This window comes from Betaproteobacteria bacterium (assembly GCA_016791345.1).
In the GTDB taxonomy this organism is placed as follows: domain Bacteria; phylum Pseudomonadota; class Gammaproteobacteria; order Burkholderiales; family JAEUMW01; genus JAEUMW01.
In genome coordinates this window covers 1-22058 of record JAEUMW010000058.1, presented here as the reverse complement: position 1 = coordinate 22058, position 22058 = coordinate 1, and the positions used below count along the sequence as shown (strand labels likewise).

The following is a 22058-nucleotide window of genomic DNA, read 5'->3' as shown; positions in this document are numbered from 1 at the left end:
TCGGCATGGGCCTTGCTAATCAGGCTCCACGAACTAGCACCCTTGGGATAGGAAATATGAGGAAACAGACGGGCTTCACGCTGATCGAGATTGCGATCGTGCTGGTCATCATCGGCCTACTGTTGGGTGGCATTCTGAAAGGGCAGGAACTCATAACGGGAGCGAAGGTCCGCAACTTGATTTCCCAAGTCGACGGTGTAAAGGCAGCGTTCTTCGGCTTCCAGGATCGGTACCGTGCATATCCCGGGGATTACTCCCAGGCCGACAGGAACATCACGGGCGTATTTGCGAGCGGCAACGGGAACGGTCGGATCGAACTTACGGGGTCACCCCCCGAGTTCATTCTCGTCTGGGATCATCTCAGCCATGCTGGGTTCATCACCGGGACGTACAGCGCAAGTAACTTCACGGCGGGTACCTCCGGCGCGGCGGGCGTCACGAATCCTGCGAACCCGTACAACATTGCGCTCCAACTCGCCTACGACAACGATTACGCCAATACGACGATGCCCCCAGTGGCACGTCACAACGTTAAGACGGGCAATCAGATCCCAGTGGAGATCATCGCCGAGGTAGATCGCAAGGTCGACGATGGAAATGCCAATACGGGAGGCTTCCGCGGCTCTGCCTACAATGGCGTAACACCCGCCAACTGCTGGAACGAGGGCACCGGAAGCTGGCTACCGACCAACGGTCAACCGGACTGCGGCGGTGCAAGCCTCCTCTAGAAAAGTTACTGTCTCTTCAACTAAGAGAGCCCGCGATCGCGGGCTCTTTTTTCGCCCAGTGTCATGAACGCGAGATGCTGCCAAAACAGAGCGAAACACCAGCAGCAAGTATCTCGGCGGGGGACTCGGGCCACGACGTCTGCGTTCAGCAACTCTCTGCAGAGAGGCTTTACCGTCCTGGAGTTCGTCCTCGTATTGGTTGTAGTCGGTCTTCTCTTTGGTGGCGCCGCGGCTGGGCGCGAAATGATCGTCGCCGCCAAGGCAAGAAATCTGATCAATCAGCAGGAAGAGTTACGGGTCGCTTTCTTCAGCTTCCAGGATCGATTCCAGTTTGCTCCGGGCGATTTCAACGATGCGATACGCAGCATCGGTGCAACCCGCAATGGGGACGGCGATGGCCGGATCGAGGGCGCACGGGAGGGTGGTACGGAGAACATTCTCGCGTGGGAGCATCTTTCACGCGCGGGATTCATCAGCGACCGATTCACTTACACACCAGCCCCACCCTATGACAATGCGGTCCCGCGAAATCCGTTCGGTCCGCATCTCGATATCGCTTTCGATAACTGGTATGGAGACCCCGCTGGCACGCCCCCAAAGATCCACAGCATCAAGACCGGAAACGGAATCCCCGCGGAGATCCTCGCGGAGGTGGACCTCAAGATAGATGACAACAATGCCCTCACCGGCAAGTTGCTCTTCTCCGACTTTGCCGCGACCGGAACTCCCCCCGCAGGATTGGGTCCCGGTCCCGCCTGCGTGAGCAATACGGCTGCGAACCTCGGCGCGTGGAACGCGGCATCGAGTCCATCTGCTGAAGACTGCGGTGCTGCCAGTCTTCTTTAGCGGTCAGTTCCTATCCTTGCAGCATCCTGGTCTCGCTTGCGGCCAACTCAGTTTCGGTTCCGAGCAGGACAATTACATCCCCCTCCTCCAGCAAGGTATCTGCCCCCGGCAGACTGCTGCGGACGTGTCGGTTGCGAACTGCGGTAACTTCCACCCCCAAGGTGGGGAGATTTAGCTCGGCGAGGCGGCGTCCGATCGCATACGCCCCCCGAGGCAAGGCAAACGACCTGAGTTGCGGAACGGCAAGACTGGCTCCGGCCTCGGCCCCGTCGCTGGCGCCTCGAAAAAACCCCCGGAAGAGACCATAGCGCTGCGCGCGCGTGTCGCGAATCCGGCGCATCACCCGGCTGAAAGGCATTCCGATGTGCATGAACGTCTGAGCAGCGAGCATCAGGCTTCCTTCGAGAATCTCCGGTACAACCTCGGCTGCTCCCGCGTCCTTGAGACGCGCGATGTCCGTCGCGTCCCAAGTGCGCACGATGACCGGCAGGTCAGGACGAAGCTCGTGCACATAATTGAGGATCTTGAGCGCAGAGTTGGTGTCCGCGTAGCTCACCACCAGCGCCTGCGCGCGCAAGAGGCCCGCCGCGACCAGCACCTCCCGCCGAGAAGCATCACCGAAGACGACGCTCTCTCCGGCTGCGGCAGCCTCGCGCACGCGCGTCGAATCGAAATCGAGTGCAATGAACTGAACATCCTCCTGCTCCAGCAGCCGCGCCAGGTTCTGACCGCTGCGGCCATAACCGCAGATCACCACGTGGGCATCCCTTCCCATCGACTGAACCGCAATGTTGTGGATCTGCATGGCTCGGTTCATCCACTCGGAACCGCTGAAATGCCTCGCCAGCCAGGCACCACGATCGACTGCGAGGGGCGCCACGGTGAGTGAAAGCAGCATCACCGAGAGAATGATCTGCAGCGTGTCGTCACCGAAGCCGCCGCTGGGAGTGCCGGGATGCAAGAGAACGAAACCGAACTCTCCCGCCCCCGCCAGCGCGGTGCCGACCCGGAGCGCCACACTCGGATCACTGCCGAAAAGGCGCGCGACACCGGCGACCACACTGCCCTTCACAAACAGATACGCGATCAATAGCACGGCTATCGCTAGCAAGTGCTGCCGGACGACCGAAAAATCAATCGTCATTCCGATGGTGACGAAAAACAGCCCCAGAAGCACGTCGCGAAACGGCTTGATGTCTTCCTCGACCTGAACTCGGTACTCAGTCTCGGAAATCAGCATGCCCGCGAGAAAGGCACCGAGCGCCAGCGACAGCCCCGCGAACTCCGTGAACGCTGCCAATCCGATCGTCACGAAGAGAACGTTGAGCACAAACAGTTCGGGGGATTTCTGTCTTCCAATGAGGTGGAACCAGGGACGGATGAGCCGCTGTCCTGCAAACACCAGCACACCGAGAACGAGGGTCCCCTTGACGAGCGCAAACCCCAGTTCCCGCGCGAGCGTCTCCGCAGGTGCAGTCAGTGCCGGCGCCAGGATCAGCAAGGGCACGACGGCGAGGTCCTGAAAAAGGAGCACGCTGATGATCTGCCGCCCATGCGGCGTGGCGAGTTCCTGCCGTTCCGCCAGCGACTTCGCAAGGATTGCCGTGGACGACATGGCGAGCGCGCCACCCAGCACGGCACCCGCCTGCCAAGCCATCCCGAACGCTACGGAGAGCGCGATAACGATCAGCATGCATGCGACTACCTGCGCCGCTCCCAGGCCGAACACCATTCGGCGCAGCGTCAAGAGTTTGGGGAGACTGAACTCCAGCCCGACCGTGAACATGAGGAATACCACGCCGAACTCCGCGAGGTATCGGGTGTCTTCTGAGTCCGGTATCAGCGCGAGGGCATGGGGCCCGATCAGCGTGCCGACGAGAAGGTAGCCAAGCAGCGGTGGCAGCCCGAAATGACGGAACGCCACGACCATTGGCACCGCCACGGCGAGAAGGACGAGGACCACCTGTAAAGACTCGTGCATAGTGGAAACGGGTCGCCCCTCTTCCATGAGTTGGGGGCAGACGGTGCAGGTGGTATTGCTGGAAGCGCTGGTTAGGGAACTGATAACATTTGATAATTTACCATAAACGGCATAAGAACCCGGTGGCACAAGCAGGCTTTGATCGACATCCTACCGCCCAGGCGCTGGAGCTTGCGCGGCAGGTCCTCCGCGTCGAGGCGCAGGCGGTGGCAGCGCTGATTCCGCGCATCGACGAACGCTTCCTGGCAGCCCTCGACCTGATCCTGAACTGCAGCGGCCGCGTCGTTGTCAGCGGCATCGGCAAGTCCGGCCACGTCGCCCGCAAGATCGCCTCCACGCTCGCGAGCACGGGCACGCCCGCGTTCTTCGTTCACCCGGCCGAGGCGAGCCACGGCGACCTCGGCATGATCACGCGCGAAGACGTATTCATCGGGCTCTCCAATTCCGGGGAAAGCGAGGAGTTGCTCACCATCATCCCGCTCATCAAGCGTCAGGGAGCGAAACTCATCGCCTTCACGGGCAACACGGAGTCTTCGCTCGCACGCGAGGCTGACGTTCACCTGGATGCCGGGGTCACCGAGGAAGCGTGTCCGCTCGGGCTCGCGCCAACGGCCAGCACCACGGCCGCACTCGCGCTCGGCGACGCCCTGGCTGTCGCACTCCTGGATGCGCGGGGTTTCGGCGCGGAAGATTTCGCGCGCTCTCATCCTGGCGGCAAGCTCGGCATCCGTCTGCTGACGCGGGTGCGCGATGTGATGCGCAGTGGCGACGCATTGCCCTCGGTACCTGCCTCGGCGACACTCGCCGATGCGGTGCTCGAAATCTCCCGCAAGGGACTCGGCATCACTTGCGTACTTGATTCGGAGGGAAGGCTTGCAGGAGTCTACACTGATGGTGACTTGCGCCGATCGTTGGAGAAGAACATTGATTTTCGCAGCACCTGCATTGCGGAAGTGATGACTCGCAATCCACGCACCGTGAAAGCCGAGCATCTGGCCGCGGAAGCCGTGCAGATCATGGAAGATCATCGCATCAGTCAGCTCGTGGTAGTCGACGACGAGAACCGACCGGTGGGCGCTCTCAACATGCATGATCTCTTCCGCGCCAAGGTGCTCTGACGCCATGTCGTTGAGCGAGCTCTACGAGCGGGCACGACGCATCCGTCTGGTCGTCTTCGACGTCGATGGCGTCCTTACCGATGGCAGTCTTTTCATCACCGAGAGCGGCGAAGAATTCAAGGCGTTTCATTCGCAGGACGGTCACGGAATGAAAATGCTGCAGGCCACGGGCGTTCGGCTTGCCATCATCACCGGTCGCAGCTCCCGCAGCGTGGAACTGCGCGCACAGAACCTCGGCGTCGGCATCTTGTACCAGGGCGTGGAGGACAAGCTCGCGGTCTTCGAGCAGATCCTCACCTCCCTCGGCTTCGGCAAGGAATGCTGCGCGTTCATTGGTGACGACGTGGTTGATCTGCCCGTAATGCGCCGCTGCGGCCTTGCCGTTGCCGTCCCGGACGCACCCCCGCTCGTGAAAAGCCACGCCCACTATGTCACCCGGCTGCCCGGTGGACGCGGTGCGGTACGGGAACTGTGCGAGATCATCATGCACGCACAGGGCACGTTCGACGCGCAGATGGAGTCGTATCTTCGGTGAAGGCGCGGCTCGCTGCGCGTGCAACGGTATGGTTTCCGCTGCTGTTGCTCGCCGCCCTCACCGGACTATCGTTCTGGCTGGAGTATCTCGTCACATCGAACGAACCGGTGCGCGATGCGCGTGCGCGCCATGCTCCCGACCTCATCCTGCAGTCCTTCAACGCGGAGAGCCTCGGTCCCGCGGGCGTGCCGGTGTACACGCTCGCCGCAGCCACATTGCAGCGATTTCCCGACGACCAGACGGTCCGCCTCGACGACCCCCGCTTCGTACAGATCAGCGATACGGGCATTACGACGTCGATCACATCGAAGTACGGCACGGTGTCCGGACCGGGTGACAACGTCTACTTCATGGACGACGTGAAGGTCGTGCGCAGTCCTTACAAGGACCGAAGCCAGCTCTCGTTGGACACGAGCTATCTTCAGGTCACCCCCGAACTTGGGCTGGCACGCACCGATCGCCCGGTCCTCATCCGCGACGCGAGTACAACGGCCACGGCCGTTGGCTTAGAATTGCGGGATGAAGATCGCATTGTCACCCTCCTGTCTCGGGTCAAGGGCCAGTATGTTCCGCCGAAGCGGACGGGTCCGTCCGCACGTTCGCCGTCTGACAAGAAGTAACCAGTTCCTTTCCCTGGCGTTTGCAGCTGCCACGTGCCTGGCACCGGTCGGCGCTCGCGCGGACATTTCGGATCGCGAGAAGCCGATCAATCTCGAAGCCGACCGTATGGAGATCGATGACGCGAAGAAGGTGGCGATTCTCACCGGGAACGTCGTCGTATCTCAGGGCACGCTCATCATCAAGTCCGATCGGATGGTGATCACGCAGGATGCCGGCGGTTTCAACAAGGGTGTGGCGTATGGCAATCCCGCAACGTTCCGGCAGAAACGCGAGGGCTTCGACGAGTACATCGACGGCCAGGCGCAGCGCATGGAGTACGACGGGCGCAACGAAATGCTCGAACTCTTCGACAAGGCCATCGTCAAGAAGGGGGCCGAAGAGGTCAGGGGAAACTACATCTCCTACAACTCCAAGACCGAGTTCTACCAGGCCTTTGGCGGCGGGAAGGATAGTGAGGGAAAGGAAGTCGGTGGTGGCCGCGTGCGCGCCGTGATCATTCCCAAGAAGAACCCGGAACCCGAGGCTCGACCTTCGGGTTCAGGCAAGAATACGGTGCCGCTGCAACCCTCCACCGACTTGTCGAGCCCACCGGGACGGTAATTTCAATGTGGCGCTCGGCACTACGGCGTAACTGCCGCGAGCTCTGGTCATTCGCGCACGACCGATGAGCGAACTGCGCGCAGAGCAGCTGCGCAAGCGCTACCGATCGCGCACTGTGGTAAGCGACGTGTCCCTCGACGTGCGCAGCGGCGAGGTGGTCGGCCTTCTCGGCCCGAACGGTGCCGGCAAGACCACCTGCTTCTACATGATGGTGGGACTGGTACCACTCGACGGCGGCCAACTGCATCTCGACGACAACCGCCTCACGCACATGCCGATACACAAACGCGCCCGCCTGGGTCTGTCGTATCTGCCGCAGGAAGCATCGATTTTCCGCAAGCTTTCTGTCGCCGAGAACGTGGAAGCAGTACTCGAACTTCAGGATCTCGATAGCGCGGAAGTGAGGTCGCAGGCCAACGACCTGCTGCACGATCTCCACATTGGCCACCTGCGCGACAGCGCGGCCATCAGCCTGTCAGGCGGCGAGCGGCGCCGAGCCGAAATCGCCCGAGCATTGGCAACGCGCCCCCGTTTCATTCTTCTGGACGAGCCCTTTGCGGGCATCGATCCCATTGCGGTGCTGGATATTCAGAAGATCATCCAGTTTTTGCGAGACCGCGGGATCGGTGTACTCATCACCGATCACAATGTTCGCGAAACGCTCGGCATCTGTGACCGCGCCTACATCATCAACGAGGGCACAGTCCTCGCTTTCGGCACGCCGGACGAAATCGTTTATAATGAGAGCGTTCGCAAGGTCTATCTGGGCGAGAATTTTAGGCTATAAATTCAAAGGCTTGAAAGGTAGCAGCAAACTTTAAGCCAAACTATTCTTCCGGCTGTTCAAGAGGAAGTTTCCCCAAAGAGCCAAGAGCGGGCGCTGCAGTCTCCTATCCTCATGAAACATACGCTCCAACTCAGGCTATCTCAGCACCTCACCCTGACGCCTCAACTGCAGCAATCGATCCGGCTGCTGCAGCTCTCCACACTTGAACTCAATCAAGAGCTGGAGCGTTTCCTCCAAGAAAATCCGTTGCTGGAACGCGAGGAAGAGAACGAAGCCGAGGCAGCTCCTCAGGAGGAAGCCAGCTTTCCACAGCCGGAGTTCTCATCCGTTGAACGCTCGGCATCCGAAGAGCCAGAACCAGCTCATGTGCCGGAGACGCCCGAGTACGACGCAGAAGCCCGTGCCGATCGGGACTGGATCGAGGACGACGGCGGCTCCTACGGATCGCGCGACGACAGCGAAGAGCCCGAGTATCCGCAGTTGCCGGCGGTTTCGTCTTCCCTCCGCGACCACCTGACGTGGCAACTGAACCTGACGAATCTGCCATACCGCGACAAGCGGATCGTCGCCATGCTCATCGACATGCTCGACGACGACGGCTACCTTGGTGGCGATCTCGATGAACTCGCCGCACTTCTGCCCTCCGAGCTCGAGATCGACATCGAGGAGTTGCAGATCGGGCTCAGGCACCTGCAGAACATGGAACCGGCGGGCATCGGCGCACGCAGCCTGGGTGAGAGCCTCGTACTGCAGCTGACGGCGCTGCCCGAGGACACGCCGTTTCGGAAGGAAGCCATCCATACCGCGAAGAACTATCTGGAGATCCTGGCGGCGAAGGACTACGGCAAACTCAAGAAACTCCTGCACTGCGACGACACGGTGCTCCGCGGGATTCAGAGTCTGATCGTGAGCCTGAATCCGCGCCCCGGCTCGAGTTACGGGAACTCCGAGACGCGCTATGTCGTGCCGGACGTGATCGCGAAGAAGGTCAAGGGCACGTGGCTGGTTTCGCTCAATCCTGACGCAATGCCTAAGCTGCGCATCAATCGCATGTACGCCGACATCCTTGCGCGCAACCGGGATTCCAGCTTCCAGCAGCTGGCCGGTCAGCTGCAGGAAGCGAAGTGGCTGATCAAGAACGTGCAGCAGCGATTCGACACCATCCTGCGCGTATCCCAGGCCATCGTGGATCGGCAGCGCCATTTCTTCGAGCATGGCGAGGTGGCGATGCGCCCCCTCGTCCTGCGCGAGATTGCCGAAACTCTGGGCCTGCACGAATCGACCGTATCCCGCGTCACGACGCAGAAGTTCATGTTCACGCCGCGCGGGATCTTCGAGCTCAAGTATTTCTTCGGCAGCCACGTCTCGACGGAGACCGGCGGAGCTTGCTCGGCCACGGCGATTCGCGCGTTGATCAAGCAGCTCGTCGGCGCCGAGGATTCGAAAAAACCACTCTCCGACAGCCAGATCTCGGACATCCTGGGTCAACAGGGTATCGTGGTGGCGCGGCGTACCGTTGCCAAGTACCGGGAATCCCTCCAGATCCTGCCGGTGAACCTGCGGAAATCCATCTAGAACACAACAAGGAGGGAGCATGAATCTCAACCTCACCGGTCACCACGTCGACATCACACCCGCCATCCGGGATTACGTCACGGGCAAGATCGAGCGCATCACGCGCCATTTCGACCACGTGATCGATGTCACCGTGACCCTGTCGGTGGAAAAGTTGAAGCGCAAGGCCGAGGCGAACGTTCACGTAAGCGGCAAGGACATCTTCTGCGAGACCGACCACGAGGACATGTACGCCGCCATCGACGCCTTGGTCGACAAGCTGGACCGCCAGATCCTCAAGCACAAGGATAGAAACGTCGTCCGCCGCAACGGCCCTGCGCTCAAGCACCAGGCCTGAACATCCGCATCGGCTTCCCGCCCCGCTCACCGGTCTCTTCCCTGCCATCGCACATGAAGAGCAAGGCGCTCACCCTTCTCTCCAAGCTGTTGCCGCTCTCGAACGTCGCGCTCGATCTCGACGCCACGAGCAAGAAGCGCGTTTTCGAGCAGGCTGGTCTCGCATTCGAGAACAACCAGCAGATCCCGAGCAGCGAAGTCTTCGACAGCCTGTTCGCGCGCGAGAAGCTCGGGTCGACCGGTCTCGGCCAGGGCGTTGCGATCCCGCACGGCAGAATCAAGGGCATTCGCGACGCAATTGGCGCGTTCCTGCGGCTGACCTCTCCGGTGCCGTTCGATGCACCGGACGGCAAGCCGGTGAATCTCGTGTTCGTTCTGCTGGTACCGGAACGCGCCACCGACTTGCATCTTCAGATTCTCTCCGAGTTGGCGCAGCTCTTCAGCGATCGGGCCATGCGCGAGGATCTGCTCATGGCGAAGAACGCAGAGGAAGCGCACAGGCTCATCGTCGAGTGGGAGCCCAATGCCGCGAGTCACCGTAGCTCAGCTGTTTGATGACAACCGTGAGCGTCTGAAGCTCACATGGGCGGCGGGCAAGGAAGGCGCCGGCAACGAACTTTCGAGCGAGCTGCTCAACGCCTCTACCAAGGGGCTCATCGATCATCTAAACGTCATTCACCCGAACTGGATTCCAGTTCTCGGCGCCAAGGAGACGGAGTACCTGGCGCGACTGGACCCGGTCGTCGCGCGTGAATCTCTGCAGGAACTGGCGGCGAGCGGTCCCCTGTGCCTGTTGGTGTCCGACGGTCGCACGGCCGATGCCGACCTGTGCGCCATGGCAGATGCGCATCGCATCCCCGTGTTGCTGAGCCCGATTCCGAGCATCCAGCTGATGTGGCTGCTGCGCCCGTACCTCGCGCGCTTGCTCTCCGAATTCGTCACCCGTCACGGCGTCTTTCTGGACGTGTTGGGGATGGGCGTCCTCATCACGGGGGAAAGCGGCGTGGGCAAGAGCGAACTGGCGCTCGAACTCATCAGCCGCGGCAGCGGACTGGTGGCTGACGACGTGGTCGAACTCTACCGCATGGGGCCGGACATCCTGGAAGGCCGATGCCCGCCCTTGCTGCGCGATTTCCTCGAGGTGCGCGGTCTAGGCATGCTGAACATCCGGACCATCTTTGGCGAGACGGCGGTACGCGTTCGCAAGAACCTGAAGCTCATCGTGCAACTGGAAAAGCCCGTCGCCGGCATAATCCCCGGACTCGAGCGCCTGCCGCTCAACGAGAGTCGTGAGATCATTCTCAACAACGAAATCCGCAAGGTTCAGCTGCCGGTTGCTGCCGGACGCAACCTCGCAGTGCTGGTGGAGGCGGCCGTGCGCAACACGGTGCTTCAGCTGCGAGGCTACGACAGCACGAAGGAGTTCATCCGTCGTCACGAAGAGCACTTGAACGGCAGCAAGTGAAATAACGCCCCACAGGCATCATCTCCCATGCAACTCATCGTGGTCAGTGGTCTGTCCGGTTCCGGCAAGAGCATCGCGCTGCACATGCTGGAGGACAGTGGCTTTTACTGCGTCGACAACCTGCCCGCGGTCCTGCTCCCCGATGTCGTCTCGTTTCTGGATCAGGCCGGGTATGCCAATGTGGCGGTGAGCATCGATGTCCGCAGCGGCGCCACGCTGCACCGATTCGGCGACTATCTGGCCGCCGTCCGTGACCAGGGCATCGATGCCCGCGTGCTGTTTCTGGAAGCGAAGACGGACACCCTGGTCAAGCGCTTCTCCGAGACCCGCCGCAGGCATCCTCTGAGCGACGGTGCCCTCACTTTGCCGGAGTGCATCGAAAGCGAACGCGAGATGCTTGCAGAGGTTGCGCAGGGAGCGCATCGCATGGACACGAGCGGCCTCAGTCCAACATCGCTTCGCACCTGGATCATGGATTTCGTGCGTCTCGATCGCTCGCGCATCACCCTGCTGTTCCAATCGTTCGGTTTCAAGCAAGGCATTCCACTCGATGCCGATCTGGTGTTTGACGTGCGTTGCCTGCCGAATCCGAACTACAACCCGGAACTGAAACCGTTGACCGGTAAGGACCAGGCGGTGATCGATTTCCTCCAAGCGGAAACGCAGGCGACTGGTCTGCTCGAGGATATTCGCGGTTTCATCGAGCGCTGGCTGCCGGCGTACCAGGCCGACAGCCGCAGCTATCTCACCGTTGCCATCGGCTGCACGGGCGGCCGTCACCGCTCCGTGTTCTTCGCCGAATCACTGGCTCGCCACTTCCGCCGTTGCGCGCAGGTTCTCGTGCGGCACCGAGAGCTCGCTTGAATTCCCGCCCCGCCTCGTGAAGAAAACCGTCACGCTGGCGCTGACAGGTGCCTCCGGCATGCCTTACGGACTGCGCCTGCTGGAGTGCCTGCTCAAGAGCGAGACCCGTGTGTGGTTGCTGCATTCGCAGGTCGCTCAGGTCGTTGCCAAGCAGGAGATGGATCTCGCGCTGCCTTCGCGCCCAAGGGAACTCGAGGCTTTCCTGCGTGAGCGCTTCGCCGCACCCGCCGATCGGTTGCGTGTATTTGGCCGCGAAGAATGGTTCGCCCCCGTCGCCTCCGGGTCGAACCCGCCGGACGCCATGGTGATTTGCCCCTGTACCATGGGCACACTTGCCGCAGTCGCGGCGGGTCTCGCGGACAACCTGATCGAGCGTGCAGCCGACGTCGCGCTCAAGGAGCGCAAGACGCTCGTGCTGGTGCCGCGCGAAACACCGTTCTCTGCCCTCCATCTCGAGAACATGCTGAAGCTGGCGCGCGCCGGTGCAGTCATACTGCCAGCCAATCCAGGCTTCTATCATCGACCCACAGGCATCGCGGAGATGATCGATTTCGTCGTGGCGCGAGTGCTGGATCACCTGGACATCGCTCACGACCTCATGCCGCGCTGGGGTGACGAGCCGGTCGACTAAGTCCGCGCGCTTTCGACCGTACAGCAACCCATGCCGGAAGACGTGCTTCAGGTCCCCATCTTTCCCCTGAATACGGTCGTATTCCCAGGCGGGAGGCTGCCGCTCAGGATCTTCGAACAGCGCTATCTCGAAATGACGAAGCGCTGCATTCGCGACTCCACGCCGTTCGGCGTTTGCCTGATCCGTGAGGGCCAGGAAGTCGGTGAGCCGGCGCAACCCTACGAGACCGGCTGTCTCGCCAACATCGTCTCGTGGGACATGCCCCAGCTCGGCATCTTCATTCTCATGACGCAGGGCACGCGGCGGCTGCGCATCCTCGAACAGTGGACACAACCCAACCGGTTACGCGTGGCCGATGTGAAACTGCTCCCGGAGGAGCACCATCAGCCGCTGCCGAAGGAGCACATCGTTTTTGCAGACATCCTGCGGGCCGTCGCCGGCCGCGCCGGCGAGTCGACGTTCACCGAACCGCCGCGCTACGATGATGCCGCCTGGGTGGCCTATCGGCTGGCCGAGCTATTGCCGCTGGAGAATGCGGTACGACAGCAACTGCTGGAAATGGCGGATGCCGATTCCCGTCTTCGACTGCTGACGTCGGTGCTGGCGCAGCAAGGCTTGGCGACGTAACTGCGCCTGTTTCGCCTCAAAGCAGGTCGAGTTCTTCCACCCAGACGAGTTCGCACGCACCTGCCCCGGTGTCCTCGCGCGAGAGAGAACTTCGCCAGCGCCAGCCGTCCGGCGCCTGCGCCTCGACCAGGGAGCCCCGTAGTCGGACGACATCGCCCCGACGCAGCGCGACAAGGCGGCGCTCGATCGCGGGCGTCGCGGGAATCATGTGCATGTTGGCGCTATGGCTGCCGATCTCCCGTGCCGGAAGCGGCAACTCGGCCGCGCGCCAGTAGTACCAGCGATCGCTCTGACTGATGGTTACCTTCGTACTCACGGCGGGATCCGCCATCGGTCCCCACCCAAGGGCGAGATCGACTGGCGCGAGGTCCGATTCACGGTCGAATCGATAGCGACGCGTGGAGAGAACCTTTGCCTCGAAAGTGAAGGACTGCAGCGGGACGATGCGGTAGCCGTTGCGTTCGAGCGTGGTGCTGGCGAGTGCACCCGATGTCTGCGGACCGAACTGCGCAAAGTGGTAAGCCAGTACGGCAGCAACGACGAGCAAGAGCAGGCGTACGAACACGCGGCAGACCGAGAGCGATGCGGATGCCGTCGAGGGGCAAGTTGGATGCCAACTGGACACCACTTGCGGGACAAGGAGCACCTGCGAACGAACCGCGCCGAGGCTGTGGGACGGGTTCTTCCGCTGCGGCTTGGCATATGTCGGACGAATCGCCCAGGCGTCGAAACGGGGCGGCCACCCGCGGAGACAGCCCCCCAAAAAGCAACGAGGCCCCGGCGCTCTCGCACCGGGGCCTCGCAGTGTTCAAGGTATATCAGGCAGCAGTGATGTTCGACGCCTGCTTGCCCTTCGGTCCTTCCACCACGGTGAACTGGACTTTCTGACCCTCCTTGAGGGTCTTGAAGCCGCTCATGCTGATGGCGGAGAAGTGCGCGAAGAGATCGGAGCCCCCGTCATCGGGAGTGATGAAGCCAAAACCTTTGGAGTCGTTGAACCACTTTACGGTACCAGTTGCCATTTACAGTCCTTTCAAGATTACGCGGGCGACGCCGCAACGAGTGCCTGAATCGCAAGACTGCAACTGCCAAGCTGGTAGTAGACAATGCTCTGCATCAAACACTTGGGCGCCGTTATACGCCGCTATTTCATGCGGGTCAATCACCCGCAGCCACCTCGGCGCAGAAACTTTGGTGCACTCGATCGCGCCACGTCCGAGCTGCCACGCAGGCCGTCGCGCCGAGCCACACGGAAAGACACGAGGCAGGCCAAGCCGATTCAAAAAAGCAACGGCCCCGGGGAGGTCTGCCCCGGGGCCGTTTGCTGCAATGCGGATGGAATTCAGGCAGTGGTAATGTTCGATGCCTGCTTACCCTTGGGCCCTTCGACGATGTCGAACCGCACCTTCTGGCCTTCCTTGAGGGTCTTGAAGCCCTTCATATTGATGGCGGAGAAATGCGCGAACACGTCTGCACCCCCGTCGTCCGGCGTAATGAAACCGAAACCCTTTGATTCATTGAACCACTTCACAATACCCGTTGCCATTGACAGTCCCCTGGAAAGAACGCGGTCGAAGCCGCAATAACAATGCCTGAATCGCAAGACTGCAACTGCCGGAACGGTAGTGGACGCGAGGCTTGGTTCAAACATCGGAAGGGATTTTTACGCCCAAGCCACGACGACGTCAACGACGTCATGCAATGTGCAGCCGAGCGGCGCGGGCGCCGTTGCGCTCGTCGGAGCGCGCGCGGTCATCAGTAGATGACACGCACGTTATCCAGCTTGAACCACGCGTGCAGGTCCTCCATGAGGCCGTCCTGAAGGCTCACTCGCCAATCGTCGCCCAGTTCGATCTCGCACGAGGCCGTGCCATTGGAGTAGATCACCGAAACCGGACAGCCGCCGCTGCCGGGACGACGATAGGGGCTCAGCAGTTCCTTAAGCTTCGGGCCGCTCGAACCTCCGTTACAGACCACCCGGACGCTGCGCGCAAACTTGTCGCGGGCTGCCGCCAGATCCCATACCGCGTCGGCGGTGACGCGCAGTCCGCCCGTAAAGTCGTCCTGCACCACCCTGCCCTCCGCCACCAGGGCCTGATCCTCCTTCAGCACGGTGCGACTGGCCTCGAAGACTTCGTTGAAGAGGGTGAGTTCGACGCGTCCCGTGCCGTCGTCCAGTGCGACGATCCCCATGCGACCGCGGCGCGATTGCTGCACGCGCACGCTCAGGATGATGCCCGCCACTCGTCGCGGCTCCAGGCCGGGCTGCAGCGCGCCGAGCGGCGTCGGCGCGATCGGTCGGATGTCTCCTGCATAACCGTCGAACGGATGACCGGACAGGTAGAAACCGAGTGCCGCCTTTTCATTCTGCAATCGTTCGCGGTCGCTCCATCGCGGAACGTCGCGGTGCGCACGCGGGCCGTGCCCCGTCGCGTCGAACGCTTCGAAGAGGCTGACCTGGTGGGCGGCGCGCTCGATCTGCTCGGCGGTCTCCAGCGCTGGTCCTACCGTCGCCAACACGCTCGCCCGGTGCTCCCCAATCGCATCGAAGGCGCCGGCGCGCACCAGCGACTCGATCACGCGCCGGTTCACCACGCGCTTGTCCACGCGCTCGCAGAAATCGAAGAGATCACGAAACGGTCCGCCCCGCTCCCGCGCGGCGACGATGTTCGCGATGGCGGACTCGCCGGTGCCCTTGATGGCACCCAGGCCGTAGCGGGCGGTTCTCGCGTCGACCGGCTTGAAGCGGTAGTCCGACGCGTTGACGTCCGGCGGCAGGATGGCGAGATCGTTCGCGATCGCATCTTCGTGAAAGAGTCGGACCTTGTCGGTGTCATCCATCACGGCGGACAGGTTGGCCGCCATGAAGGGCGCGGGATGATGCGCCTTCAGATACGCGGTCTGATAGGCGAGGAGCGCGTAGGCCGCCGCGTGTGACTTGTTGAAGCCGTAGCCGGCGAACTTCTCCATCAGGTCGAAGAGCTGCGACGCATTGCCCTTGGTGAGACCGTTGCGTTCCGCGCCGGCGATGAAGATGTCGCGGTGCTTGGCCATCTCCTCCGGCTTCTTCTTGCCCATGGCGCGCCGCAGCAGATCCGCCCCGCCCAGGGTGTAGCCCCCGATCACCTGGGCAATCTGCATCACCTGCTCCTGGTACACCATGATCCCGTAGGTCGGCCCGAGGATGTGCTCGAGCCTCGGGTCGAGGTACTCCACCTGCTGGCGGCCGTGCTTGCGGTCGGTGAAGTCGGGGATGAGGTCCATCGGCCCCGGGCGATAGAGCGCGACCAGCGCAATGATGTCCTCGAAGCGGTCTGGCTTCGCGCGCTTGATCATGTCCTTCATGCCGCGCGATTCCAGCTGGAACACCGCGGTGGTGTTGCCCGCAGACAGCAGATCGAAGGTTGCGCGATCATCCAGCGGAATGCGTTCGAGCGCGAAGTCGGCCACACCGCCCGCGCGCACCAGCTTCTCCGTCCAGTCGAGAATCGTAAGCGTCGTCAACCCGAGGAAGTCGAACTTGACCAGACCGACCGCCTCCACGTCGTCCTTGTCGAACTGCGACACCACGCTCTCCGCCCCCTGCGCGGCATAAAGCGGGCAGAAATCGGTGAGCTTGCCGGGCGCGATGAGCACGCCTCCCGCGTGCATGCCGACGTTCCGCGTCAGTCCCTCCAGCCGCTCTCCCAGCTCGAGGAGTTCGCGCACTTCCTCTTCGTTGCGCTCACGCTCGGCCAACGCAGGCTCCATCTCGCGTGCCTGCGCGAGCGTGATCTGCTTGCCGGGCTGCACCGGGATCAGCTTCGCGAGCTGGTCGCAGAAGTTATAGCCGAGATCGAGCACGCGCCCGACATCGCGCACCACGGCCCGCGCCGCCATCGTCCCGAAAGTGGCGATCTGCGACACGCAGTCGGCGCCGTAACGACCACGCACGTATTCGATGACGCGGTCGCGCCCATCCTGGCAGAAATCGATGTCGAAGTCGGGCATTGACACGCGTTCGGGATTCAGGAATCGCTCGAACAGGAGGTCGTAGCGCAACGGATCGAGGTCGGTGATGCCAAGACTGTAGGCGACCAGCGATCCGGCGCCGGAACCTCGCCCCGGCCCCACCGGCACGCCGTTGCACTTGGCCCAGGTGATGAAGTCCGCGACGATCAGAAAATAGCCGGCGAATCCCATCTGGATGATGGTCCGCAGTTCGAACTCGAGACGCTCGGCATAGATCGCGCGCCGCGCCGCGCGTTCGTCTGCCTCGGGAAAAAGCGTGGCCAGGCGCTGTTCGAGTCCGGCCGCGGCCTGTGCGCGCAGGTATTCGTCGAGCCCCTCGCCGGCGGGTGTCGGGTAATCCGGCAGGCGACTCTTGCCGAGGACGAGCGACAGGTTGCAGCGGCGCGCGATCTCGACTGAGTTGGCGAGCGCTTCGGGCAGATCGGCGAACAGCGCGGCCATTTCCGCCTGGGTCTTAAAATACTGCTCGGGCGTGAACTGCTTCGGCCGGCGCCGGTCGGCGAGGATGTAGCCTTCGGCGATGCACACGCGCGCTTCGTGGGCCTTGAACTCGTCCGGAGCGAGAAACTGCACGGGATGCGTGGCGACCACCGGCAAAGCGCAGCGTGCGGCCAAACGTACGGCCTGGCGTAGGTGCGGCTCGGCTTCCGGAGCACCGTAGCGCTGAACCTCGAGATAGAACCGCCCCGGGAAAAGTGCGGACCACTCGCCCGCGAGCGATTCCGCCGCCGCCGTGTTTCCGGCAAGCAGGGCATGACCGACATCGCCGAGGTGCGCAGCAGACAACGCGATCAAGCCCTCCGTTCCGTGCTCCACGAACCACGGCTTGGCGATCTCGGCACGACCGCGATGCTGATTCGAGCGATGCGCTCGCGATAGAAGCTCGCAAAGACCGAGGTAGCCTGCCCGGTTCTGTGCGAGCAGCAGTACCCGAAAGGGCTTGTCGCGATCGGATGGATTCGTGAGCCACGCATCGCAACCCAGAATCGGCTTCACACCGGCTGCCCGCGCAGCCTGGTAGAACTTCACCAACCCGAAGACATTGGCGAGGTCGGTCAGCCCCAGCGCCGGCATCGCGTCAGCGACGGCCCTTTTCACCGCCTCGTCTATGCGGACGATACCGTCCTGGATCGAGTATTCGCTGTGGACGCGAAGATGGACGAACGCGGGCTGATTCATGGGGAGCGAGCGGGAAGAACTCCGGATTTTATCAGCACCGCCGCACCTCCTTCGCGGCGCATGCGTCCGGGCTCGGCTTGGAACTTGCGACCGCAGCCGTGGTACGGGCAGCCACTCTGCAGTGCAAGCAGGTAGCCGCCGACCCTACTTCCCGCAACCAGCAAGACCACCTCATGCCAGTGCGCTGGACCTCATCCACCGCCGCCTCCCTTGTCTTCATCGGTGCCTTGGCCACGTCCAGTGCACTGGCGCAGACCGTCTACAAGTCCATCATGCCGGATGGCCACGTCGTCTATGGCCACAAGCCCGCCAAGGGTGCGACCCAGGTGCAGAAGCTCGAACCGGCGAAGCCGGTGGTCGAAGTCGACCCCGAGGCGGCAGAAGCACTGCGTCAGCGCGAGAAAGCGCAGGCTGCGGAGATCGACAAGCGTCTGGCCGCACGGCGCGCCGCCCGCGACAAGGCGGATACCGAAGTGGCAACGGCGCAGGAGGCAGTCGACCGCGCCGAGAAAGCGCTGGCTGCCGGCCGCGAACCGCTCGCGGGCGAACGCATCGCCACTGCCGATGGGGGCTCCCGCCTTTCAGAAGCACACTTCGACCGCATCAAGGGTCTCGAGGACGACATCAAGGCAGCGCGGGAACAGCTCGACCGTGCTCGGCGCGAGCGCAACGTACTCGAATGATCCAGGCAAACTCTTCGAAGTCCGCAGGAGATCTCGGATGAAATACGGCCCCGCACTGCTCGCCATTTTCGCTTGCATCGCTCTGCCCGCCGGCGCGACGGATACCGTCTACAAGTCCGTCATGCCGGACGGCAGCATCGTCTACGGTAACGGGCCCGTCAAAGGCGCGACCAAGGTGGAACCCATTACCGTACAACCCGTCATTACCACCGATTCCCCGCCCGCACCGCCGAGTCCGGAAGCAGCGCGACGGGTACGCGAGGACTTGCGAATGGACGATGCGGCCTGGACAAAAGTGTCGCATGAGCTGCGCAGCGCCGAGGAAGCGCTCAGCGCGGCGAAGCTCGCCCAGCAGGCGGGGGTCGAGCCGTTGCCGGGGGAAATGGTCGGCAATGCGGGCGGTGGCGTGCGACCATCAGAGGCCTATCTCGCACGCCAGCAGCAGCTCGCCGACGATGTCAGGCAGGCGCAGGCACGTCTCGACGCCGCGCTCGCCGCGCGCAACGCGCTGCGATGAAGCTCTCGCTCAGTACACCCGCGTGATCCGATAGCCCTGCTGCTTGAGCAGGGCGAGAATTCCGCGCTCACCGTAGAGGTGCAGGGCGCCAACGGCGACGAAGGCCCCTCCCTGTTCGAGCCGCGGCTGCAAGGAGCGCGTCATCCGCTCGCTGCGCCCGAAGAGGACGCGCTCGAGGAAGAAATCGTTCGCCGCTTCCGTGCCGGGGTCGAGCGCCGTGAAGCGCGCATTGATCTCCCACATGCGCTTGAGATCGCGATCCAGATACGCCCGGATCAGATCCTTCGTCATCCCCGAGATCTGGTCTTCGTGCCGCACCACGGTTTCCAGCAATTCGATCTGTATTTCCGCCGGCATGCCGTCGAAAGTCTCTATCTGCTCTTCCACGGTCTCCAGCGCGAAGACGGGCTTCTTCTGCTGCTGCGCGCTCTGATACAAGGCGTAATCGAGAATCACCGCCGGCCGTTCGCGCGGCAACAGCAGCGTCAGCATCACACTCCACGGCTTGAGCTTTTGCGTCGCCGCGTCGGGAACGCCGCGTTCCTCCATCTTCTCTGCGACCTGTCCGTAAAGCTCGGGGCCCAGCACCGTGCGCAGATCCTTCCCGTCTGCAAGTCGGCTCGCCCGCGTAAACTTGCGCTGAGCGGTCTCGTCGACGAGCATCTCCATGGTGTAGGTCTTCGCACCGCGAAGCACTCGGTTCACCTCCGGCGGCAGTTTCAGCACGCGGGGATCGTCGATGTGGATGGTGCCGAAGACGTAGCTCGGCGCGATACCCGGGCGCTCGATGCGCCATAGCAGCCCCTGCTCGAACGGTGCCGCGTGGCTCGACGTCAGGACACAAAGGAACAGGAACGCGGTGAAGCACGCACGCCAGAGCATTCGGCACGGCCCGGAAGGTGATCGGTCTCCAAGCCTAAGGGAAAGGACGCTGCGGGCACAACCCGCGCCCTGTACGACGCCGTGAAGAGGGCAACGTCGGAGTTCGTCGACGTGCGCGGATTGCGCTATCACGTGCTTCGATGGGGAGATCCGCAGGCACCGAAGCTCTTTCTGCTGCATGGATGGATGGACGTCGCGGCGTCGTTCCAGTTTCTGGCGGACGCGCTGGAGCACGAGTGGTGCATCCTCGCGCCGGACTGGCGCGGATTCGGGGAGAGCGGCTGGGCCGCAGGCAGTTACCTCTTTGCCGACTACCTGGCGGATCTGGAAGCGTTGCTCGATCACTACGCATCGGGCGAGCCTGCGAGACTCATCGGCCACAGCCTTGGCGGCAACGTCGCCTGCATCTATGCGGGCGTGAGACCCGACAGGGTGGACGCGGTCGTCTCCCTTGAGGGCTTCGGCGTTCACCGTACCCAATCGGTCGAAGCGCCCGAGCGCTACGCTCGATGGCTCGACGAGCAGGTCGATCCGCCGCGGCTTGCCGATTACCCTTCGCTCGAACGGGTGGCCTGGCGGCTGCAAAAGAACAACCCGCGGCTCACCAGGGAAAGAGCTGCGTTCCTCGCACAGCACTGGGCGCGTGCCCGCGCCGACGGCGGCTACGTACTGAAGGCAGACCCCCGGCACAAGATGAAAAGCCCCGTGCTCTACCGGATCCAGGAAGCCCTGGCGTGCTGGCGCCGGGTGCGCGCGCCCGTGCTCTGGGTCGAGGGTTCGGTCTCACCCATCCGCGACTGGCTGGGTGAGGACGAAGCCGGATTCGAGGCGCGCACCGCTACCTTCCCCAACCTATGCCATGCGGTCATTCCCGCAGCGGGGCACATGCTGCATCACGATGCGCCCGCAGAGGTCGCAGCAGTCGTCGAGAGCTTCCTGCGCCGCCCCTGACCCGCGCCCAGTATTCCCTTCAGGGCCAGTAACCCAGGCTGGACACGTGCGGGTCCTCCGCAGCAGTCCGTCGTTGGCGCCGTGACTGCGATCGCGGGCGATGCCGGAAACCGGCCTCGCGCAGAGTGGTTGCCAACTCGGACGCAGTGACCGCCAACCAGGCGCCCCAGCCGAGGCCGAGCAGACACACCGTCTGACCGAGTGCATAGAGATAATCGAGCATGGCGGGGGTCCGGGCGTGCTACCGCACGGCGTCGGTGGAACCGAGCACACGCGTGCCGGGTGTCGGAACCACCGGGAGCCTGGTCCCCGCCTCGGCCGACTCCGGAAACCTCCACACCGCGTCCATCTGTCCGATGAGAACTCCCCCGCTCACGACCGCCACCACGACGGCACACCAGAAGATCACTTCCTTGGCCGCCTGTGGCAGTGTAGGCTTCCAGCGATTCTCCACCTTGTCGCACCCAGCGGCCATGATCCACCCTCCTCCAGCACCCACACCCTGAGGCGGATTCTCGCCGCAAGCGAATGCGGCTGGAATCAGGCGGATGGACTAGCCCGAAGGGACGGAAGAAGTCGCGCGCGCCGATCAGACCCAGTGCGCGGTGGTCGTCATCACCCTTGCGGAAAGCTTCATCACCGCGCGCACTGGGGCCGGCAGGTCGGCGCCGCCATGCGACACCGCGGTGACGGCGTGGCGCATCTCGTCGCGCTTCATCTGATCGACGATGGCACGCGAACGGAGATCCTGGGCGGGCAGGCGGGAGAGGTGCCCCTTCAGGTGCTGCTCGACCTGACGCTCGGTCTCCGCCAGGAAGCCGAGGTTCCAGCGGTCCCCGAGCGCACCCGCCGCCGCGCCGATCAGGAAGGACCCTCCGTACCACAGCGGATTGAGCAGGCTCTTGCGTCCGCCGAGTTCGTGAATGCGCTGCTCCGTCCACGCGAGGTGCTCGGTTTCCTCGCGCGCCGTCTGTTGCAGCTCGGTCTTGACTTCGCCGTCGCGCGCGGTCAGTCCCTGTCCCTGATACAAGGCCTGCGCGCAGATCTCGCCGCAGTGATTCACACGCATGAGGGCGGCCGAGAGTTTCTTTTCCTCGTCGCTCAGCCCGGCCTCCGGAATT

At 62.9% G+C, this 22058-nt stretch carries 26 protein-coding genes; 17 read left to right on the top strand and 9 right to left on the bottom strand.

Annotation, left to right across the window (positions count from 1 at the left end):
* The first annotated feature begins 56 nt into the window (after positions 1–56).
* Both JNK68_02195 and JNK68_02190 read left to right on the top strand, forming a co-directional pair.
* Positions 57–728, top strand: coding sequence for a prepilin-type N-terminal cleavage/methylation domain-containing protein (locus tag JNK68_02195; protein MBL8539161.1), 672 nt, complete (start codon positions 57–59; stop codon positions 726–728).
* A gap of 63 nt (positions 729–791) precedes the next feature.
* Positions 792–1574 carry a prepilin-type N-terminal cleavage/methylation domain-containing protein gene (locus JNK68_02190; protein MBL8539160.1) on the top strand — a complete coding sequence of 261 codons (783 nt, stop codon included), beginning with the start codon at positions 792–794 and terminating at the stop codon, positions 1572–1574.
* 10 nt (positions 1575–1584) lie between these two features.
* On the opposite strand, the gene JNK68_02185 is transcribed toward JNK68_02190, so the two are convergent.
* Positions 1585–3555 carry a cation:proton antiporter gene (locus JNK68_02185; protein MBL8539159.1) on the bottom strand — a complete coding sequence of 657 codons (1971 nt, stop codon included), beginning with the start codon at positions 3553–3555 and terminating at the stop codon, positions 1585–1587.
* A 122-nt stretch (positions 3556–3677) separates the two neighbouring features.
* Between JNK68_02185 and JNK68_02180 the strand changes: the two genes are divergently transcribed.
* From JNK68_02180 to JNK68_02125, 12 genes are all read left to right on the top strand, one after another.
* Positions 3678–4673 (top strand): KpsF/GutQ family sugar-phosphate isomerase, encoded by a 996-nt coding sequence (locus tag JNK68_02180; protein ID MBL8539158.1) that lies wholly within the window; start codon positions 3678–3680, stop codon positions 4671–4673.
* Between the two features lie 4 nt (positions 4674–4677).
* Positions 4678–5208 carry a 3-deoxy-manno-octulosonate-8-phosphatase KdsC gene (gene kdsC, locus JNK68_02175; protein ID MBL8539157.1) on the top strand — a complete coding sequence of 177 codons (531 nt, stop codon included), beginning with the start codon at positions 4678–4680 and terminating at the stop codon, positions 5206–5208.
* Complete coding sequence (lptC, locus tag JNK68_02170) at positions 5205–5828, top strand: LPS export ABC transporter periplasmic protein LptC (GenBank protein MBL8539156.1); 624 nt, start codon at positions 5205–5207, stop codon at positions 5826–5828. The genes kdsC and lptC overlap by 4 nt, the downstream gene beginning before the upstream one ends.
* Complete coding sequence (lptA, locus tag JNK68_02165) at positions 5773–6429, top strand: lipopolysaccharide transport periplasmic protein LptA (protein ID MBL8539155.1); 657 nt, start codon at positions 5773–5775, stop codon at positions 6427–6429. The genes lptC and lptA overlap by 56 nt, the downstream gene beginning before the upstream one ends.
* 64 nt (positions 6430–6493) lie before the next feature.
* Positions 6494–7216: an LPS export ABC transporter ATP-binding protein gene (gene lptB, locus JNK68_02160; protein MBL8539154.1), complete on the top strand. Its 723-nt coding sequence runs from the start codon at positions 6494–6496 to the stop codon at positions 7214–7216.
* Positions 7217–7327: 111 nt separating this feature from the next.
* The gene (locus JNK68_02155) at positions 7328–8791 is read left to right on the top strand and encodes an RNA polymerase factor sigma-54 (GenBank protein ID MBL8539153.1); all 1464 of its coding nucleotides are present in this window, start codon (positions 7328–7330) and stop codon (positions 8789–8791) included.
* Positions 8792–8810: 19 nt separating this feature from the next.
* Positions 8811–9128, top strand: coding sequence for a ribosome-associated translation inhibitor RaiA (raiA, locus tag JNK68_02150; protein MBL8539152.1), 318 nt, complete (start codon positions 8811–8813; stop codon positions 9126–9128).
* Between the two features lie 53 nt (positions 9129–9181).
* Entirely contained in the window at positions 9182–9682 is a 501-nt protein-coding gene (gene ptsN / locus JNK68_02145; GenBank protein ID MBL8539151.1) for a PTS IIA-like nitrogen regulatory protein PtsN, read from the top strand.
* Positions 9651–10592: an HPr kinase/phosphorylase gene (locus JNK68_02140; protein ID MBL8539150.1), complete on the top strand. Its 942-nt coding sequence runs from the start codon at positions 9651–9653 to the stop codon at positions 10590–10592. Before ptsN ends, JNK68_02140 begins: the two co-directional genes overlap by 32 nt.
* 27 nt (positions 10593–10619) lie before the next feature.
* The gene (gene rapZ, locus JNK68_02135; protein MBL8539149.1) at positions 10620–11456 is read left to right on the top strand and encodes an RNase adapter RapZ; all 837 of its coding nucleotides are present in this window, start codon (positions 10620–10622) and stop codon (positions 11454–11456) included.
* Between the two features lie 16 nt (positions 11457–11472).
* On the top strand, positions 11473–12087 hold the full coding sequence (locus JNK68_02130) for a UbiX family flavin prenyltransferase (protein MBL8539148.1): 615 nt from the start codon (positions 11473–11475) through the stop codon (positions 12085–12087).
* A gap of 30 nt (positions 12088–12117) precedes the next feature.
* Positions 12118–12714 carry an LON peptidase substrate-binding domain-containing protein gene (locus tag JNK68_02125; protein MBL8539147.1) on the top strand — a complete coding sequence of 199 codons (597 nt, stop codon included), beginning with the start codon at positions 12118–12120 and terminating at the stop codon, positions 12712–12714.
* Positions 12715–12730: 16 nt separating this feature from the next.
* Here JNK68_02125 and JNK68_02120 read toward each other — a convergent pair whose 3' ends face one another.
* The 4 genes from JNK68_02120 to dnaE all read right to left on the bottom strand — a co-directional run bounded on the left by JNK68_02120 (position 12731) and on the right by dnaE (position 17904).
* The gene (locus JNK68_02120; protein MBL8539146.1) at positions 12731–13279 is read right to left on the bottom strand and encodes a hypothetical protein; all 549 of its coding nucleotides are present in this window, start codon (positions 13277–13279) and stop codon (positions 12731–12733) included.
* A 253-nt stretch (positions 13280–13532) separates the two neighbouring features.
* Positions 13533–13736 (bottom strand): cold-shock protein, encoded by a 204-nt coding sequence (locus JNK68_02115; GenBank protein ID MBL8539145.1) that lies wholly within the window; start codon positions 13734–13736, stop codon positions 13533–13535.
* Between the two features lie 320 nt (positions 13737–14056).
* Positions 14057–14260 carry a cold-shock protein gene (locus JNK68_02110; GenBank protein MBL8539144.1) on the bottom strand — a complete coding sequence of 68 codons (204 nt, stop codon included), beginning with the start codon at positions 14258–14260 and terminating at the stop codon, positions 14057–14059.
* 209 nt (positions 14261–14469) lie between these two features.
* Positions 14470–17904, bottom strand: coding sequence for a DNA polymerase III subunit alpha (gene dnaE / locus JNK68_02105; GenBank protein ID MBL8539143.1), 3435 nt, complete (start codon positions 17902–17904; stop codon positions 14470–14472).
* 173 nt (positions 17905–18077) lie between these two features.
* On the opposite strand from dnaE, the gene JNK68_02100 reads away from it, so the two are divergent.
* Both JNK68_02100 and JNK68_02095 read left to right on the top strand, forming a co-directional pair.
* Positions 18078–18587 (top strand): DUF4124 domain-containing protein, encoded by a 510-nt coding sequence (locus tag JNK68_02100; protein MBL8539142.1) that lies wholly within the window; start codon positions 18078–18080, stop codon positions 18585–18587.
* A gap of 37 nt (positions 18588–18624) precedes the next feature.
* A complete protein-coding gene (locus JNK68_02095) occupies positions 18625–19104 on the top strand; it encodes a DUF4124 domain-containing protein (protein ID MBL8539141.1) in 480 nt (159 codons plus the stop codon).
* Between the two features lie 9 nt (positions 19105–19113).
* Here the strand turns inward: JNK68_02095 and JNK68_02090 are convergent, their stop codons facing one another.
* Positions 19114–19986, bottom strand: a complete 873-nt coding sequence (locus tag JNK68_02090; protein ID MBL8539140.1) for a TraB/GumN family protein — start codon at positions 19984–19986, stop codon at positions 19114–19116.
* A gap of 81 nt (positions 19987–20067) precedes the next feature.
* Between JNK68_02090 and JNK68_02085 the strand changes: the two genes are divergently transcribed.
* Positions 20068–20937 carry an alpha/beta hydrolase gene (locus tag JNK68_02085; protein MBL8539139.1) on the top strand — a complete coding sequence of 290 codons (870 nt, stop codon included), beginning with the start codon at positions 20068–20070 and terminating at the stop codon, positions 20935–20937.
* A 19-nt stretch (positions 20938–20956) separates the two neighbouring features.
* Here JNK68_02085 and JNK68_02080 read toward each other — a convergent pair whose 3' ends face one another.
* The 3 genes from JNK68_02080 to coq7 all read right to left on the bottom strand — a co-directional run.
* A complete protein-coding gene (locus JNK68_02080; protein ID MBL8539138.1) occupies positions 20957–21160 on the bottom strand; it encodes a hypothetical protein in 204 nt (67 codons plus the stop codon).
* An 18-nt stretch (positions 21161–21178) separates the two neighbouring features.
* Positions 21179–21412 (bottom strand): hypothetical protein, encoded by a 234-nt coding sequence (locus JNK68_02075; GenBank protein MBL8539137.1) that lies wholly within the window; start codon positions 21410–21412, stop codon positions 21179–21181.
* Between the two features lie 114 nt (positions 21413–21526).
* A partial coding sequence (gene coq7, locus JNK68_02070; protein ID MBL8539136.1) for a 2-polyprenyl-3-methyl-6-methoxy-1,4-benzoquinone monooxygenase occupies positions 21527–22058 on the bottom strand: 532 nt, incomplete at its 5' end.

Excerpts from the sequence above, each read along its gene's own strand:
- raiA (MBL8539152.1), top strand. The coding sequence starts at position 8,811 with ATGAATCTCAACCTCACCGGTCACCACGTCGACATCACACCCGCCATC.
- lptA (MBL8539155.1), top strand. The coding sequence starts at position 5,773 with ATGTTCCGCCGAAGCGGACGGGTCCGTCCGCACGTTCGCCGTCTGACA.
- JNK68_02095 (MBL8539141.1), top strand. The coding sequence starts at position 18,625 with ATGAAATACGGCCCCGCACTGCTCGCCATTTTCGCTTGCATCGCTCTG.
- rapZ (MBL8539149.1), top strand. The coding sequence starts at position 10,620 with ATGCAACTCATCGTGGTCAGTGGTCTGTCCGGTTCCGGCAAGAGCATC.
- JNK68_02140 (MBL8539150.1), top strand. The coding sequence starts at position 9,651 with ATGCCGCGAGTCACCGTAGCTCAGCTGTTTGATGACAACCGTGAGCGT.
- JNK68_02110 (MBL8539144.1), bottom strand. The coding sequence starts at position 14,260 with ATGGCAACGGGTATTGTGAAGTGGTTCAATGAATCAAAGGGTTTCGGT.
- JNK68_02195 (MBL8539161.1), top strand. The coding sequence starts at position 57 with ATGAGGAAACAGACGGGCTTCACGCTGATCGAGATTGCGATCGTGCTG.
- JNK68_02100 (MBL8539142.1), top strand. The coding sequence starts at position 18,078 with ATGCCAGTGCGCTGGACCTCATCCACCGCCGCCTCCCTTGTCTTCATC.
- dnaE (MBL8539143.1), bottom strand. The coding sequence starts at position 17,904 with ATGAATCAGCCCGCGTTCGTCCATCTTCGCGTCCACAGCGAATACTCG.
- lptB (MBL8539154.1), top strand. The coding sequence starts at position 6,494 with ATGAGCGAACTGCGCGCAGAGCAGCTGCGCAAGCGCTACCGATCGCGC.
- kdsC (MBL8539157.1), top strand. The coding sequence starts at position 4,678 with ATGTCGTTGAGCGAGCTCTACGAGCGGGCACGACGCATCCGTCTGGTC.
- JNK68_02125 (MBL8539147.1), top strand. The coding sequence starts at position 12,118 with ATGCCGGAAGACGTGCTTCAGGTCCCCATCTTTCCCCTGAATACGGTC.
- JNK68_02155 (MBL8539153.1), top strand. The coding sequence starts at position 7,328 with ATGAAACATACGCTCCAACTCAGGCTATCTCAGCACCTCACCCTGACG.
- JNK68_02080 (MBL8539138.1), bottom strand. The coding sequence starts at position 21,160 with ATGCTCGATTATCTCTATGCACTCGGTCAGACGGTGTGTCTGCTCGGC.
- JNK68_02090 (MBL8539140.1), bottom strand. The coding sequence starts at position 19,986 with ATGCTCTGGCGTGCGTGCTTCACCGCGTTCCTGTTCCTTTGTGTCCTG.
- ptsN (MBL8539151.1), top strand. The coding sequence starts at position 9,182 with ATGAAGAGCAAGGCGCTCACCCTTCTCTCCAAGCTGTTGCCGCTCTCG.
- JNK68_02185 (MBL8539159.1), bottom strand. The coding sequence starts at position 3,555 with ATGCACGAGTCTTTACAGGTGGTCCTCGTCCTTCTCGCCGTGGCGGTG.
- JNK68_02115 (MBL8539145.1), bottom strand. The coding sequence starts at position 13,736 with ATGGCAACTGGTACCGTAAAGTGGTTCAACGACTCCAAAGGTTTTGGC.
- JNK68_02075 (MBL8539137.1), bottom strand. The coding sequence starts at position 21,412 with ATGGCCGCTGGGTGCGACAAGGTGGAGAATCGCTGGAAGCCTACACTG.
- JNK68_02190 (MBL8539160.1), top strand. The coding sequence starts at position 792 with ATGAACGCGAGATGCTGCCAAAACAGAGCGAAACACCAGCAGCAAGTA.